General features: G+C 47.5%; 12 protein-coding genes, 1 tRNA gene and 1 pseudogene. 9 read left to right on the top strand and 5 right to left on the bottom strand.

What is annotated here, in order from left to right:
- Window positions 1–290: 290 nt before the first annotated feature.
- A tRNA-Asn gene (locus tag DW083_RS11920) sits at window positions 291–364 on the bottom strand.
- Between the two features lie 107 nt (window positions 365–471).
- On the opposite strand from DW083_RS11920, the pseudogene DW083_RS23625 reads away from it, so the two are divergent.
- The 3 genes and pseudogenes from DW083_RS23625 to DW083_RS11905 all read left to right on the top strand — a co-directional run bounded on the left by DW083_RS23625 (window position 472) and on the right by DW083_RS11905 (window position 3,919).
- Window positions 472–1,448: pseudogene (locus DW083_RS23625) on the top strand (adenosine kinase).
- A 47-nt stretch (window positions 1,449–1,495) separates the two neighbouring features.
- On the top strand, window positions 1,496–3,250 hold the full coding sequence (locus DW083_RS11910) for a S41 family peptidase (RefSeq protein WP_122332504.1): 1,755 nt from the start codon (window positions 1,496–1,498) through the stop codon (window positions 3,248–3,250).
- Window positions 3,251–3,259: 9 nt separating this feature from the next.
- Window positions 3,260–3,919: a M15 family metallopeptidase gene (locus DW083_RS11905; RefSeq protein ID WP_122332503.1), complete on the top strand. Its 660-nt coding sequence runs from the start codon at window positions 3,260–3,262 to the stop codon at window positions 3,917–3,919.
- Between the two features lie 9 nt (window positions 3,920–3,928).
- On the opposite strand, the gene DW083_RS11900 is transcribed toward DW083_RS11905, so the two are convergent.
- Together DW083_RS11900 and DW083_RS11895 are read right to left on the bottom strand one after the other, a co-directional pair.
- Window positions 3,929–4,297, bottom strand: coding sequence for a YccF domain-containing protein (locus DW083_RS11900; RefSeq protein WP_115501357.1), 369 nt, complete (start codon window positions 4,295–4,297; stop codon window positions 3,929–3,931).
- An 11-nt stretch (window positions 4,298–4,308) separates the two neighbouring features.
- Window positions 4,309–5,556 carry a M23 family metallopeptidase gene (locus DW083_RS11895; RefSeq protein ID WP_122332509.1) on the bottom strand — a complete coding sequence of 416 codons (1,248 nt, stop codon included), beginning with the start codon at window positions 5,554–5,556 and terminating at the stop codon, window positions 4,309–4,311.
- A gap of 200 nt (window positions 5,557–5,756) precedes the next feature.
- On the opposite strand from DW083_RS11895, the gene DW083_RS11890 reads away from it, so the two are divergent.
- Together DW083_RS11890 and DW083_RS11885 are read left to right on the top strand one after the other, a co-directional pair.
- Window positions 5,757–6,182, top strand: coding sequence for an META domain-containing protein (locus DW083_RS11890; protein WP_115501358.1), 426 nt, complete (start codon window positions 5,757–5,759; stop codon window positions 6,180–6,182).
- Between the two features lie 10 nt (window positions 6,183–6,192).
- On the top strand, window positions 6,193–6,636 hold the full coding sequence (locus tag DW083_RS11885) for an META domain-containing protein (RefSeq protein WP_122332502.1): 444 nt from the start codon (window positions 6,193–6,195) through the stop codon (window positions 6,634–6,636).
- Window positions 6,637–6,797: 161 nt separating this feature from the next.
- Here the strand turns inward: DW083_RS11885 and DW083_RS11880 are convergent, their stop codons facing one another.
- Together DW083_RS11880 and DW083_RS11875 are read right to left on the bottom strand one after the other, a co-directional pair.
- Window positions 6,798–8,696 (bottom strand): ATP-binding protein, encoded by a 1,899-nt coding sequence (locus DW083_RS11880; RefSeq protein WP_233552175.1) that lies wholly within the window; start codon window positions 8,694–8,696, stop codon window positions 6,798–6,800.
- A 66-nt stretch (window positions 8,697–8,762) separates the two neighbouring features.
- Window positions 8,763–9,956: an exo-beta-N-acetylmuramidase NamZ domain-containing protein gene (locus DW083_RS11875; protein WP_122332501.1), complete on the bottom strand. Its 1,194-nt coding sequence runs from the start codon at window positions 9,954–9,956 to the stop codon at window positions 8,763–8,765.
- A gap of 420 nt (window positions 9,957–10,376) precedes the next feature.
- On the opposite strand from DW083_RS11875, the gene ribD reads away from it, so the two are divergent.
- The 4 genes from ribD to DW083_RS11855 all read left to right on the top strand — a co-directional run bounded on the left by ribD (window position 10,377) and on the right by DW083_RS11855 (window position 14,484).
- Window positions 10,377–11,420, top strand: a complete 1,044-nt coding sequence (ribD, locus tag DW083_RS11870; protein ID WP_122332500.1) for a bifunctional diaminohydroxyphosphoribosylaminopyrimidine deaminase/5-amino-6-(5-phosphoribosylamino)uracil reductase RibD — start codon at window positions 10,377–10,379, stop codon at window positions 11,418–11,420.
- Between the two features lie 117 nt (window positions 11,421–11,537).
- Window positions 11,538–12,923, top strand: coding sequence for a DUF6242 domain-containing protein (locus DW083_RS11865; RefSeq protein WP_233552174.1), 1,386 nt, complete (start codon window positions 11,538–11,540; stop codon window positions 12,921–12,923).
- Window positions 12,924–13,003: 80 nt separating this feature from the next.
- Complete coding sequence (locus tag DW083_RS11860) at window positions 13,004–13,723, top strand: DUF6089 family protein (RefSeq protein WP_115501107.1); 720 nt, start codon at window positions 13,004–13,006, stop codon at window positions 13,721–13,723.
- Window positions 13,724–13,740: 17 nt separating this feature from the next.
- Window positions 13,741–14,484: an isoprenyl transferase gene (locus tag DW083_RS11855; RefSeq protein ID WP_115501108.1), complete on the top strand. Its 744-nt coding sequence runs from the start codon at window positions 13,741–13,743 to the stop codon at window positions 14,482–14,484.
- Window positions 14,485–14,489 lie beyond the last annotated feature (5 nt).

Here is a 14,489-nt window from a genome sequence, read left to right as displayed (position 1 = left end):
TTGGGTTTAAATAGGACACCTCTGTCTTCGAGCCCCTGTAAGGGCGATACATTGTGACACAGGATGTTACCGGTGCCGCCCCTTACAGGGCTAAGAGGGGGGAGAGATACGTTTCCTTAACCCAAGGCTCACGCCTTGGGCTGAGATCTGCCGGGCTTACAGCCCTAAGACAATGTCGCTAAATCATCATTTACAAGTTCACAATTTCTTAGCTGTGAATGCTACACCCGTAACCTTTTATGCGTATAAAATGAAAAAGAGATACTCTTGTGAAGTATCTCTCTTTTCTGCTCTTCCTCTTGGACTTGAACCAAGGACCCTCTGATTAACAGTCAGATGCTCTAACCAACTGAGCTAAGGAAGAATTTATCCTTCATTTTCGGGCTTCTTATACCCCTTTCTGAAAATGCTCTGCAAAAGTAGAGGTTCTTTTTGAAATATGCAATATCTTTGCGAAAAAAAATAGAAAAAATGAATACGATTGGATTAGGAAATGCTTTGGTCGACGTACTGTTGAGGCTGAAGAACGATGATGTACTGGCAGAAGTTGGTATGCAAAAAGGGGCAATGGATATGATTAATCAGGAACAGATGATCAAAATCCGTAAATCACAGGAAGGGCTGGAACGCAGCCAGGCGCCGGGCGGTTCGGTTTGTAACACGATGCGGGCGATGGCTATTCTCGGGGCGAAATCCGGATTTATCGGTAAAATCGGTTCCGATTCTGTCGGCGAATATTATGAAGAGGCCTTGAAAAAGGCGGGAGTTACCCCTTATTTTGCCAAGACGAACGGTATTTCCGGTAGTTGCACGGTCCTGATCTCACCCGATGGCGAGCGTACGATGGTACATTCCTCGGCCCGGCTCCGACGATCACGTCCGATGAGATTACGGAAGAGATGCTGTCGGCCTACCAATGTATTTATATAGAAGGCTACCTGTTGGTGAACGAAGAACTGGTTCGTGCGACTATGCAGAAGGCGAAGAAGTTAGGACTGAAAGTGGCGCTCGACCTATCCAACTTCAATATCGTGAATGCTTTTCGCGGATTGTTGGAAGATATTATTCCTAAATATGTCGATATCCTCTTCTCCAATGAGAGCGAAGCCGAAGCCTTTACCGGACTGAAAGCGCAGGAAGCGGTAAAGGTTCTTTCCGAACAGGTGGAAATTTCTTTAGTGACTTTAGGTAAAGAAGGTGCGCTGGTCGGCAGCAAAGGACAGATTATCGCTGTCCCGGCGGAAGGCGGAAAGCCTGTCGATACGACCGGGGCGGGCGACCATTTTGCCGCCGGATTCCTTTACGGGCAGTCTGTCGGTGCAACATTGGAACAATCCGCCCGTATCGGTTCGCTCCTGGCGGGCTATATAATTGATGTAATCGGTGCGCAGATTCCGGATGATAAATGGGGACAAATAAAGTTAAAAGTAAATAGTATATTGGACTGACAAGCGTTTATTATATACATTTACGTCGTTAATTAACTAAATATTCTATGTGTAAACAACGAGAGAAAATAATAGCTCTTATCGCTTTTCTGTTTCTGTTTGGAGGGATGATCCCCGGACAGGCGCAGCAAGATAACCGTTTCGAGGTGAGTAAAAACCTGGATATCTTTAACGCTCTGGTGAAAGAGGTGGAAATGTTTTACGTGGATTCGGTCGACGTGGAGAAGACAGTGCGTCGCGGTATCGATGCCATGTTGGGAGGCTTGGACCCTTATACGGAATACTATCCCGAACAGGAGATGGATAAGCTGAAATTCATGACGACCGGCGAATACGGCGGTATCGGTTCCTATATCCGTGAACGGAAAGAGGGAGGTGTCTATATTATCGAACCGTTTGAAGGTATGCCGGCGGCTCTGGCTGGGTTGAAGGCGGGCGACCGCATTTTAGCTGTCGATACGGTAGACGTGACGAATAAATCGTCGGACGAGGTGAGTGCCCTGCTGAAAGGCGTTCCCAATACGAAGATGGTATTGAAGATACAAAGTCCTTATGATAAGAAACCCCGCCGGGTGGAACTGGTTCGCAAGCAGATTCTGGAAAACCAGGTCACCTATTATGGTGTCCGGGGAGATGGCGTAGGTTATATCTATTTGAAAGGCTTTACCGACAAGAGCGCGCAGGAAGTGAAGAATGCTTTGGAGGATTTGAAAAAGAATCATCATATCAAGTCGCTCGTACTGGACTTGCGTAACAATGGTGGCGGCCTATTAGAAAGCGCCACGCAGATTGTCGGCATGTTCGTCCCGAAAGGAAAAGAAGTCGTTTCGACAAAAGGCAAGATCAGCCAGTGGGACCGTACTTATCGTACGCCCAACGAACCGCTCGACACGGTTATGCCGATGGCTGTCCTGATTAACGGAGGTTCTGCATCTGCCGCCGAGATCGTTTCGGGCTCTTTGCAGGATATGGACCGCGCCGTATTGCTCGGACAGCGTTCATTTGGAAAGGGACTTGTGCAGTCGACCCGCGAACTTCCCTACAACGGAAGCGTGAAGGTGACGATGAGTAAATATTACATCCCCAGCGGGCGTTGCATCCAGCAGTTGGACTATACGCACCGGAATGCCGATGGAAGCGTCGGCGCTATCCCCGACAGCCTGACTTCGGTATTCTATACTTCCAAAGGACGCCCTGTACGCGACGGTGGCGGTATCACTCCCGATTTCAAGATCGAGGAACCGGAAACGCCGACGATGATGTATTATCTGGTCACCGATTTCGTGCTGACGGACTTTGTCGCGCATTGGTCGCAAAAGCATAAGACTATCGCCCCGGCCGAGGACTTTGAAGTGACCGACGAAGATTTCGAGGCTTTCAAACAATATGCCAAAGAAAAGAACTTCACTTATGACCGGCAGAGTGAAAAACTGCTGAAGAATCTGAAGGAAGTGGCCAAGTTCGAAGGATATATGGACAGCGATTCAACGATTTTCGATACGTTGGATGCAAAACTCACTCCGGACCTGGAACGTGATTTCGACCGCAACAAGGAACAGATCAAGAAGCTCTTAGCTTCCGAGATCATGAAGCATTATTATTTCCAGAAAGGCGAGCTGATCCAAAGCCTGAAAAAAGATGAGGTACTGGATAAGGCACTGGAAGTATTGAGCAATCCGGAACTGTACAAGCAAACGCTTTCCGCACCCGAAAAGACTGAAGAACAGCCGGTCACTCCCAAACCTAAATCCGGTAACGGAGGAGGTGATCTGGCTTACCGGTATAATCAGGGATTGGTGTAAGCTTTGGGGATGAAACATCTCATTCTATTTGTAATACTACTATTCTCCTCTTTCTGCCGGGGGCAGGATCTGGATGCTTATATGGCGGGGCGTAAATTGGTAGACGTCACTTCGATGGATACGACTTTGCGCGTACAACTGGTGTATGCCTCGCCTAATAATTTTCTTGGAAAAGCTGTCTATTCGGGTATAACGCGTGCCTGGCTACATCCCGATGCGGCGCATAAGCTGCTTGCTGCCCACCGGCTGCTGAAAAAGGAGCATCCCGGATGGCGTTTCCTGATTTATGATGCCGCCCGCCCCATGTCGGTACAACAAAAGATGTGGGCGATAGTCCGGGGAACCGACAAGACGAATTATGTCAGCAATCCCGCCAACGGAGGCGGTTTGCATAACTACGGGCTGGCCGTCGACCTGACTATTATAGATGAAAAAGGAGAACCCCTTCCAATGGGCACTCCTTTTGATTTTTTCGGGGAAGAGGCGCATACGACCAACGAAGAGGTCCTGTTGGACAACGGGCGGATAACACGTCCGGAATTTGAGAACCGCCGTCTGCTGCGCCGGTTGATGAAGCAGGCCGGCTTTCGTTCCATCCCTTATGAATGGTGGCATTTTAACGCCTGCACCCGTGCCGAAGCCCGGCAAAACTATCCGGTGATAGACTGATTTCTTCCCTTAAACGATATTCTTTCCAAACGGGGCAAGGGCCAGAGCCGCCATCTTGAAGTGTTGTCTGCCGAAAGGAATCCCGATAATCGTGATGCACAGCAATAGGCCGAAGCCTAAATGAGTCAGGCAAATCCAGAAGCCTCCGACAAATATCCAGATTACATTCATAATCAGGCAGAGGCAACCGCCGGAATTGCCGTTGTCCGTCACTTTGCTGCCGAAAGGCCACAGGGCGAGCATTCCTAACTTCAATGTTTGCACCCCGAAAGGAATCCCGATAATCGTCACCATCAGCACTAAGCTGGAGATGAGATACTCCACGGCTGTGATCAGTCCGCCGCAGATAAGCCAGATGATATTTCCTAAAAACTTCATATCCTGAATATTTATTGATTAGTTTTTAATCTCATGCTGTCAAGCTCGGCCAATACCGCCTTTTTCACGACGGCAAAGCTGTCGCGCAATTCCGGCTTGACCGGTAGCGAAGGCGGGGCTTCCATCTGAAGCGGGTTGATCGGCTGTCCGTTCTTGTAGACGCGGAAGTCGAGGTGCGGCCCGGTCGAAAGGCCGGTCGATCCGACGTATCCGATCACCTGTCCCTGCTGTACATGGCTGCCTACTTGTATCCCTTTGGCATACTTGCTCAGATGCATATAGGAAGTGGTGTAGACGGAGTTGTGTTTCACCTTTAACGTGTTTCCTCCGCCTCCCATATATCCTTTGGCGATGATGGTTCCGGCCCCGATACTCTTGACCTCTGTTCCGACAGGTGCGGCATAGTCTACGCCGTGATGGGCGCGATAGCGTTTCAGGATCGGATGGAAACGGGCGTTTGTAAAACGCGAAGTGATGCGGAAGAAGTCGAGCGGCGCTTTCAGGAATTCTTTCCGGAGGCTGTTTCCTTCCAAGTCGAAATATTCGAAAACGCTGTCCTGTGTAAACGGTATGGCGGTGAAGTCTTTACCCTGGTGGGTGAAAACGGCCCCTCCGATGGAGGTGATGTTCAAGGCGGTCGTGTCGTCTATGTAAGCCACGTCGTATAAGACCCGGAACGAATCTCCTTCTTTCACGTCGAAGAAATCGATCTGCCAGGCGTAGACATCGGAAATCTTGATAGCTAACAACGGGTCGGCCCCGCTCGATTTGATGACATTCCAGAGCGAGGAGTTGAGTGTCCCTTCCGTATAATGGCGTTTGATGGTGATCGGCTTGTTAAATTCGTAAGCCAGAATCGAATCGCCGGTCAGGTCGATGACGGCATAGTCTACGAGCGATTTGGCAAAAGCGATATACCGGATGTCGGCCAGGCTGTCTTGCGTCGTGAACGTATAATAATGCATACCCGCACGCAGTTTTGTCGGGTCCAGGATATCTGTGGATGCTTTTGAGATGCTGTCCGCTTTCATAGCCGAGAAACCGAGGCCGGAAAAGATGGAGGCGGGGTTATCGCCATTCTTGATCTTGTATTCCGATACGTTCAGCGAGTCGATGCAAACGCCGTATTGGTAAACATGCTGCAGGCTGTCTAACCATTCGCTGTCTACCTCTTCTTCGGGCTGTTGTTTCGTGTGGGTACAGGATAAGCAGGAGAGCAATCCTGCGAACAGTATATACAAGGCAAATCTCTTATTCATCATCGGCTTTCTTTTCGTTGCAACAAATATACAAAATTAATCTATATATAAATCGAAGAGGGGGTCCGGTCTGGTTGCCCTTTCGGTCCGTTTGGAACTGTTCTTGTTAAGATGAGTTAAATAATGACTGTCCGGGGAACATTTTGCCGTAAATTGGCGTCTTAATTTTACGAGAGATAATTATAAAAGAAAAAGTAAAAATGAAAAAAGCTATTTTGACATTATTGATGGTTCCCGCGTTTGTCGGGATGTTGTTTTCTTGCTCTGAAGCCAAAACGGATGCAAAGAAGTTGGAAGGTAAATGGAATATTGTAGAAGCGAAAGGGGAAAAGATACAGAAAGAAAATTTGCCCTATATGGAATTTGACATGAAAGATAAAAAGGTTCATGGCAATGCCGGATGCAATATCTTCAATTCGACAGTTGTATTGGACGACAAAGATATTTCTTCGATTACGATTAATCCGGCCGCTGCAACCATGATGGCTTGTCCGGATATGGAGACGGAAGGCGTGATCCTGCAGTCGTTTGACGATGTGAAGGGGGTTAAGGCCGGACAGTCCGAAAACGAAATGTTGCTGGTCGATGGAAGCGGAAACGTTGTGCTCGTCTTGTCTAAAAACTAATTTTACGGAGATGAAGAAGTATATATATCTTTGCCTGGCAGTCTTAAGCATCGGTATTTTTGCTTCCTGTAAATCAAAGAAGGTGGTGGAAGCCACTTTCTCCGATCTGGATGGAAGCTGGAATATCGTCGAGTTGAACGGAAAGACATTGAACCCGGCTGAGACGAAGCAGGTTATCGAATTCGACGCCGCCCGTCATACCCTTTCGGGAAAAGCCGGTTGCAACCGGATGATGGGACAGATCGAATATAGCGATACGCGCAAGAATATCATCAAGTTCCCGCAGGTTGCAACAACCCGTATGGCTTGTCCGGATATGAGCGGTGAGCAGGAGTTGCTGAAAGCATTGGATAAGGTTGTCCGTTTTGAAGCGGAAGGTGATGTGAGACCTGTCGATAAGATCGCTTTCTACGGCACGGACAATACGAAGCTGATGGTGATTGCAAAAAAATAATTTTATAGTGAAGTGTTTGAATGTGGGAATGTGTCAAAAAGTCCTATTTATAGCGTCTGTGTCCTGGCGGGCTTGACCCGCCATCTCATCCTAATCATTGTAAATCAGTTTAGTATGAGGTTGCGGGTCAAGCCCGCAATGACACGCTAAAGCGTTAGAACTTACTTTTTGATACATCCCCATTTTTTATTTCTGCTGGCAAGCAATATCAGTGTGAAGCAACTGCCTTTTCCTTCTTCCGAAAAGAGGGTGATCCGTCCGTTCAGGCGTTCGGCAATGGTTTGGCAAATCGATAATCCAAGGCCCGTTCCCTGTACAAATTCGTCGGCTTTATAGAAGCGTTCAAACACTTTCTTCTGTGCTTCTTCCGACATCCCTTTTCCGGTATCTTCAACGAAGATATGTACTTCATTGGTGCTTTTATCATACCGGTATCCCATCTTGATATATCCTTTCGTCGTGAACTTGACGGCATTGTTGATGAGATTCGTGATGACTTGTGTGAACCGGAAGCGGTCCACATGGATGGTAATATCCATATCCGGAATCTTTTTCAGGAAAGAAATGCCGGCCGGCATGAGCAGATGGTGTGTCTGGTAGATTTCTTCCATCAGCTTGTTCAGTGAACAGTACTCGAAAGTGAACGACATGCGCCCCGACTCGATACGCGACAGTTCCAATATGTCGTTGATCAGTTTCAGCAACAGGTTACTGTTCTTATTGATCGTATCCCGGAACAATTCACGTTCTTCCTGCGTCAGGTCCGTTTCGTCCTGCAGGAGGTTGGTAAAACCGACGATCGCGTTTAAAGGAGTCCGTATCTCGTGACTCATGTTGGCCAAAAAGGCCGATTTCATCTTATTGGCTTCTTCCGCCCGCTCTTTCGCTTCGACCAACCGGAGCTGGGCAAGCTTTTTCCGCTCGCTCTCACGAAGATACATATAAACAAGGCGCATGATGGTATAAGTGACAGCTATCAGGAACAAGATGCCGGCGATGATCAAATAAGTCTTATAACGAATTTCGAACGGGAGGTTATAAATGATACTGTCTTCGGGCAGGTCTTCTATCTTTATGTTGAAGCGCCGCATTTCTTTCCAGTCGAAAGCATAGACTTTCGGACTTACTGTAATGGGAATCTGGTCGGGCGATGTCCCTTTAAGAATATGGGTAGCCGTTTTAGCTACACAGTCGACTTGCAGCTGCAGGGTGGTGAAGTAGCCTCCGGTGATTCCCCTGTTGTCGTTGAATCCGTTATTAATGACCGTGAAGTTCGGGACGTTGGCCAGGCGGCCGATGGTCAATACGTTAAAGTCCAGAATGATTTGCATGCAGGCCGTATATGGATTTTCTTCAAATACCCAGAGCAGTTGCCGTGCGGTCAAGCTGTCTGCCACTGTCATATACAGGGATGTCCCTCCGGGCTTTCCTGCTTGGATGACTCTGGGCTGACGTCTGGAACGTGCCGGGAACAGTCCTTCGTTGATCGCTATATCCTGTCCCTTAAGATCTTCCTGCAATACTTCAAAAGCTTTATTGCCGATAAATACGTTGGTTCTGAAAATCAGTATTTTGGAGCTTCCGTATAGCTTTTCGACCAGCTTCAATGTTTTCAGATACTCTGGCTTATCCCAGTAACCGGTGAAGTTCGGATGATGTTTCAGTAATTCCCAGTTGGGAAAGTTAACGCCGGAAAAAACGACAGGGGTGGATTTTCCCAGCGGATGGTTACAGGCCATTAGGGTATAAGTTGCCTGGTCGTCGTTTACAACAATAATATCCGGTTTGAAGCTTAGTGTGTCGAGATAAGAATACATACGTGCTTCTTCATCATGGGCGTTATAGCGTTCGCAGTCCAGGTAGAATGTACGTATATTGGATGTTATGTGTCCTTTTTGTAGCTTTTCATGAAGCAGTTTATCAAATTTGCAGTAAGTCGTCAGAGTCTCATCGTATGACTGGATAATAAGAATGTCAAAACTTTTTTTGGCATGGGTGGGTACACTACTCCTTACTCCTTGTGGAAAGCAAAGGGCCAGCAATAATATTATTTTATACACATGTGCCTTAAAAAAAAAGAACTTATTTGTAACCACCCTAAATTTGATTTAAATAATCGGTCAAAGTTAGTGATAATCGGGATATAATAAATACTTATTTCTCAATTTTTTGTATTCATTCAGAGCCGGTTGCCAACTGGCGCGTATCTCGTCTTCACTCAAACCCCGGATTATCTGGAAGCGCAGTTCTTTTGTTCCGGCCAGCAGGTCGAACCATTGTGGGCGGGAAAAGAAAAAGGCCTGGTCTTTCCCTGCCTGGTTATAGAAATCGAGGAAAAACTTCAAGGTCAGTCCTCCGGGAAAAGGATATTCCCGTAAATCTATGCCGTAGCATTCTTTATCCATATGCAAAGGCTTTGTGTCGAATCCCGGCAAGGAGGTCGGTGTAAAGGTGAAATCTCCGTATTTCGGATCCGGCGCACCGAGCATCTGGAACGGATAATAAGTGCCGCGACCCACGCTGATATTCGTCCCTTCGAAGAAACAGAGCGAAGGATAGAGGCGGATTGCCTGGTCGTTCGGCAGGTTGGGAGAGGGCTTGACCGGCAGCCAATAAGGGTCGCCGTGGCTCCAGTTTTCCATCTTTACGATATGCAGCTTGCAGGTATCGGGCGTGCTGTCGAGCCAGCCTTCCTTATTGATCATCCAGGCCAGTTCGCCTATGGTCAGGCCGTGAAGAATGGGCAGCGGATCGACGCCGACAAACGATTTGAGCTTCTCTTCGCGGACAGGGCCGTCTACGAAATCATTGGGATTAGGGCGGTCTAACACAATAAATTCGACTCCGTTTTCGGCACAGGCTTCCATTACATAATGCATAGTGCTTATGTAGGTGTAGAAACGAGCACCGACGTCTTGAATGTCAAACACGATCACGTCCAACCCGGTCAGCTGTTCGGCTGTCGGTTTTTTGTTTTTACCGTACAAGGAAATGATGGGAACGCCGGTTTTCACGTCACGACTGTCTTTTATTTCCGCACCGGCATCGGCTGTTCCCCGAAAACCATGTTCGGGAGCGAACACTTTCTTTACGCTGACACCTTCTTCCAGTAGGGCGTCTAACAGGTGTTTTTGCTGTTTTTCGAGGATCGAAGTCTGGTTCACGACTAATCCGACCTGCTTGTCTTTCAACAGGCGGGTAACGACGTCCATACGTTCGGCTCCTAACTTCAGCTGCCCCTTTTGCGGGGTGACGGCCTGGATATTGGACACGAGGAACAGGCTTAACAGCCAGAAGGCACACCTGATAACAGTTCTCATTGACACATTCCTATATGATTGTTTCTGCAAAAGTAACGAATCTTTTTGTTCTTTTGTTTTAGTTGTAAGAATATTTGAATCAATAGCGGATAACCACCGGTCCTCTATTGCATGTTACGGTTGTCTTCTTTGCATGTCACAACTGTCTTCCTTCTATGTTACAGTTGGGGTTCTTTTGTTTCACGGCTGTAACATGAATAGCGGGTAGGTCTGGAGGGGGCACACATTCCGCATCGTTCATTCTATCTGCCGGGTTATTCATTCCTTTACGGCACTATACCCCCATGAAGTACTGCAATACCATTTCGCAGGCGATCTTGACGAGTTCGGATCTTCACGCTTGTTTAATGACGTCTTCATAAACAAGTTTCCTGCAAACCAAATAACTTTCTTATCTTTGTTCGTTGAAATGCGTATAAGATGATTGTAGAAGAAAAATATATGGCCCGTTGCATCGAGCTGGCGCGTGGCGGAGCGGGGAATACGACTCCAAATCCGATGGTCGGCGCTGTGATTGTGCATGACGGGAAGATTATCGGGGAAGGCTTTCATCGCAAATGCGGGGAAGCGCATGCCGAGGTCAATGCGGTGGCTTCCGTACAGGACGAAGCGTTGCTTCGGGAGTCTACTATTTATGTGAGCCTCGAACCTTGTTCCCATTATGGAAAAACGCCTCCCTGTGCGGAGTTGATTATCAAGAAAGGTATTCCACGTGTCGTAGTCGGTTGTCTGGACCCGTTCCCGGCTGTTTCGGGACGTGGAGTGCGGATGTTGCGTGAAGCAGGCGTCGAAGTCGTGACCGGTGTTTTGGAAGAGGAAGCCCGTGCTTTGAATCCGGCTTTTATGACATTCCAACTTCTCGGGCGTCCTTACATTTATCTGAAATGGGCTCAGAGTGCGGACGGCTTTATGGACATCGCACGGAAAGATGCAAGTGTGCGTCCGGTTGTCCTTTCATCGGTCGAAACTCTTCGCCGCGTTCACCGGCTTCGTGCGGAGGTTGCGGCTATCATGGTCGGGACGCGCACGGCTTTACTGGATAACCCGTCGTTGACGGTGCGGCATTGGGCCGGTAATTCGCCGGTCCGGATCGTGCTGGACCGGACATTGAAGTTGCCGGCAGGTTCGCCTTTGTTGGACGGCACGGTCCGTACGGTTATTTTTACGTCCGAAGAAGCCGTGAACCGTCCGAATGTGGAGTATGTTCGGATTGATTTCAGCCGGGATGTGCTGTCTCAGGTCTTACATTATTTATATAATTGGAAGCTGGATTCGCTGATGGTCGAAGGAGGCGCCGCCTTGCTGAAAAGCTTTTTGGATGCCGGTTTGTGGGATGAAGCTTGGATTGAAACGGCTCCGGTGGTGCTGGGCGAGGGGGTAAAAGCGCCTGTCGTAGCCGGTGTTTTAAGCGGTTCGGAAGTGCGGGACGGGCATCTTTTAGAAACCTGGCGCCGACAAGTTTGAAAAGGACCTTATAATTCCGTAACGACACTAAAATATTATAAATATTCCCCTATATGAGGTATAAAGCAAAAAATGTTTCTACTTTTGTGCCTTTATATACAACAAACTAATTTTTTGATGAAAAATAGAATAGTACTGTTTATAGCTGGATGTTGTGCTTTGTTATTGTCTTCTTGCCTTGGTTCGGACGATAATGAATATGAGTTGAGTAGAGATTGTCAGATTCTATCTTTTTCTTTGTCGAACGATTCCATTCCAGAATTGTCGAATGTCATATTTACAATCGACCAGATAAGTGGGCGCATCTTCAATATAGACTCCATGCCTTATGGAACAAAGCTGGATGAAAAAGTAATCTGCAAGGTCCGGCTGGCTTCAACTGTGTACACCTGTCAGGTTATGCAGGAAGCAATCGGTGATACGATTTTCTGGAATACGGAGGATTCGCTGGACTTCTCCAAGCCGGTGAAATTTGTCAATACTTTGTGGGATGGTGAGACGACAAAGACTTATCTTGCACAAGTCAATATCCATCAGGTTGTTCCGGATTCTATGGCTTGGGGCATATACAAGGAAGGCATTCCTGCCGCGGCCGTCAAAGAAGAGAAAGTGGTTGTATTCGGCGAAGGTGATAACGAATCATATTATATGTATGCACAACCTGTAAACGCAAGTGAAGGTTATCAGTTGTATCGTTCGGCAGTGTCGGACGGACGGAACTGGACGGAACTGACGGTTACGGGGCTTCCTGCCGGGGAAGTGCGTTTGTCGCAGATTACGGCTTATGAAGATGCGTTTTATGCGGTGACGACGAAGGGCGCCCTTTATCGCTCTGCCGATGGTCAGGCATGGACGCTAATGGAAAACACTCCGGTGGTCAAAGCTCTTTTAGGGGCGATTAAAACCAGTGACGATTATACGATTACAGGAAAACAGCCGTCTGCGCTTGCAACTGTTGTAGAGAAAAACGGTTCATTCATTTATGCCTCTATGGATAAGGAGATGGAATGGACGGATGGTACGCTTCTGAACGAAGGTTTCCCTTTGACCGGTTTTGGTAATCTTTCCTATAATTCGATGTACCGTGCCCGCCTGCTGGTGGTTGCTGGAAGAGATAAAGATAACAAGCTGACAAATGCAGCCTGGTCTACCGAAAACGGGCAGGTCTGGGCGATGCTGACGGATGAAGAGGCGACTCCTTTTGATAAACAGGAGGGTGTTGCTGTTACCGAATATGACGATAAATTCTTTATGTTGAGCGGTATCAATGAAGCGGGTAAGGCATCTTCCGATATTTACCTGTCACGCGACGGTGGCGTAACCTGGAACGTTTCGGATACGCTGGTGGTCATGCCGCCGGAATTTAAAGCAAGAGGATTCTCTTCTATCTATGTGGATGAGAACGATTATATGTATCTTTTCGGCGGAAAAGAAACTAACAATTCGGATGTATTGAACCAAATCTGGCGCGGCCGTATCAACCGCCTGGGTTTTAAACACTGAGAAAGTTCGTGAAGGGACGTATAATTTTATGAGCTATTTAGCGTTAGAAAAGAAGGTATAGATTATAACAATAACGTATTATGACTTCAACTTTCTTTCAGCGTATATTCATATTAGTCCTTTTGACCGGTTGTTTGACCGGGCTTCACGCACAAGAATATAAATACGAGATCGGCGGGATGGCCGGCGGAGCCTTTTATATGGGCGACGTCAATAAGAATGCTTTTTTTAAGGGGTTGAACCCTGCATTCGGAGCCGTCTTTCGCTATAATGCCAATTTCAGATGGGCGTTTAAGGCCAATATGATGTGGGGGCAGGTCTCGGGTACGACGGAAGGACAGAAAAATGTTTTTCCGGATAATGCACAGGCTTCTTTCAGCCGTAGCCTGATAGAGTTGGGCGGACAGATGGAATTTAACTTCTTTCCGTACAGCGATAAGTTCGCTTATGCGAATGCAAAACGTTTCACTCCTTATATTTTTATGGGATTGGGCGTAACGGTGGCACCGGGTAGCGGGAAGACTTTTGCAGGTCCGAACATACCGTTGGGCGTCGGTGCAAAGTATAAGATTAAAGAAAGGCTCAACTTAGGATGTGAGTTCTCGTTCCGTAAGTTGTTTGGCGACGGCCTGGACGTGACGGACGATAACAATGCGTTTCTGGATGATCCCTACCATATGAAAGGTAGTTTTTTAAAGAATAAAGATTGGTATTCTTTTTTATTGTTTACTGTAACCTGGGACTTCGGCCCTCGTTGTAAAACCTGTAACAATGCAAAGAATATAGATAATATACAGTAGTTACAGATGAAGACACTATGTCGTTGATTGAACAAATAGACAAAGAACGCTTGCCGCAGCATGTGGCGATTATTATGGACGGCAACGGACGCTGGGCCAAAGCAAAGGGAAAAGACCGCAGCTTTGGGCATCAGGAGGGCGTTGTCTCTGTTCGTAAAGTCGTGGAAGCTGCTACGACGGTGGGTTTGAAATATCTGACGATGTACACGTTTTCGACGGAAAACTGGAATCGTCCCGAGGCGGAAGTCCAGGCCTTGATGAGCCTGTTGGTTTCGGCTATTCACCGAGAAACTCCCGACTTGATGAAAAATAATGTCCGGTTGATGGCAATCGGCAATCTGGATCGCCTGCCGGCAGATGCGCATGCCACCTTGCTGGACTGCATTGCACAGACTTCGGCCAATACAGGCACTACGCTTATATTGGCTTTAAGCTATTCGGCCCGTTGGGAAATTACCGAAGCTGTGAAACGTCTGGCACAAGATGCTGTTGAGAAGAAAATAAACCCCAACGATATAACCGAGGCCGTCGTCTCGGAACACCTGACTACTAAAGGTATACCCGATCCGGATCTGTTGATCCGTACCGGAGGGGAACAACGCGTCAGCAACTTCCTGCTTTGGCAGTTGTCGTACGCCGAATTCTTTTTTACCGATGTGTATTGGCCGGATTTTAGAGAAGAAGAGTTGTATGGAGCTATATTGTATTACCAGCAGCGCGAACGGCGTTTCGGTAAGACAAGTGAGCAATTAATCTTATAACAATA

Origin of the sequence: Parabacteroides sp. AF48-14, assembly GCF_003477465.1 — a bacterium.
Lineage (GTDB): Bacteria > Bacteroidota > Bacteroidia > Bacteroidales > Tannerellaceae > Parabacteroides > Parabacteroides acidifaciens.
Note: the sequence above shows the minus strand (reverse complement) of the source record. Positions and strands in the feature narration are given on the sequence as shown.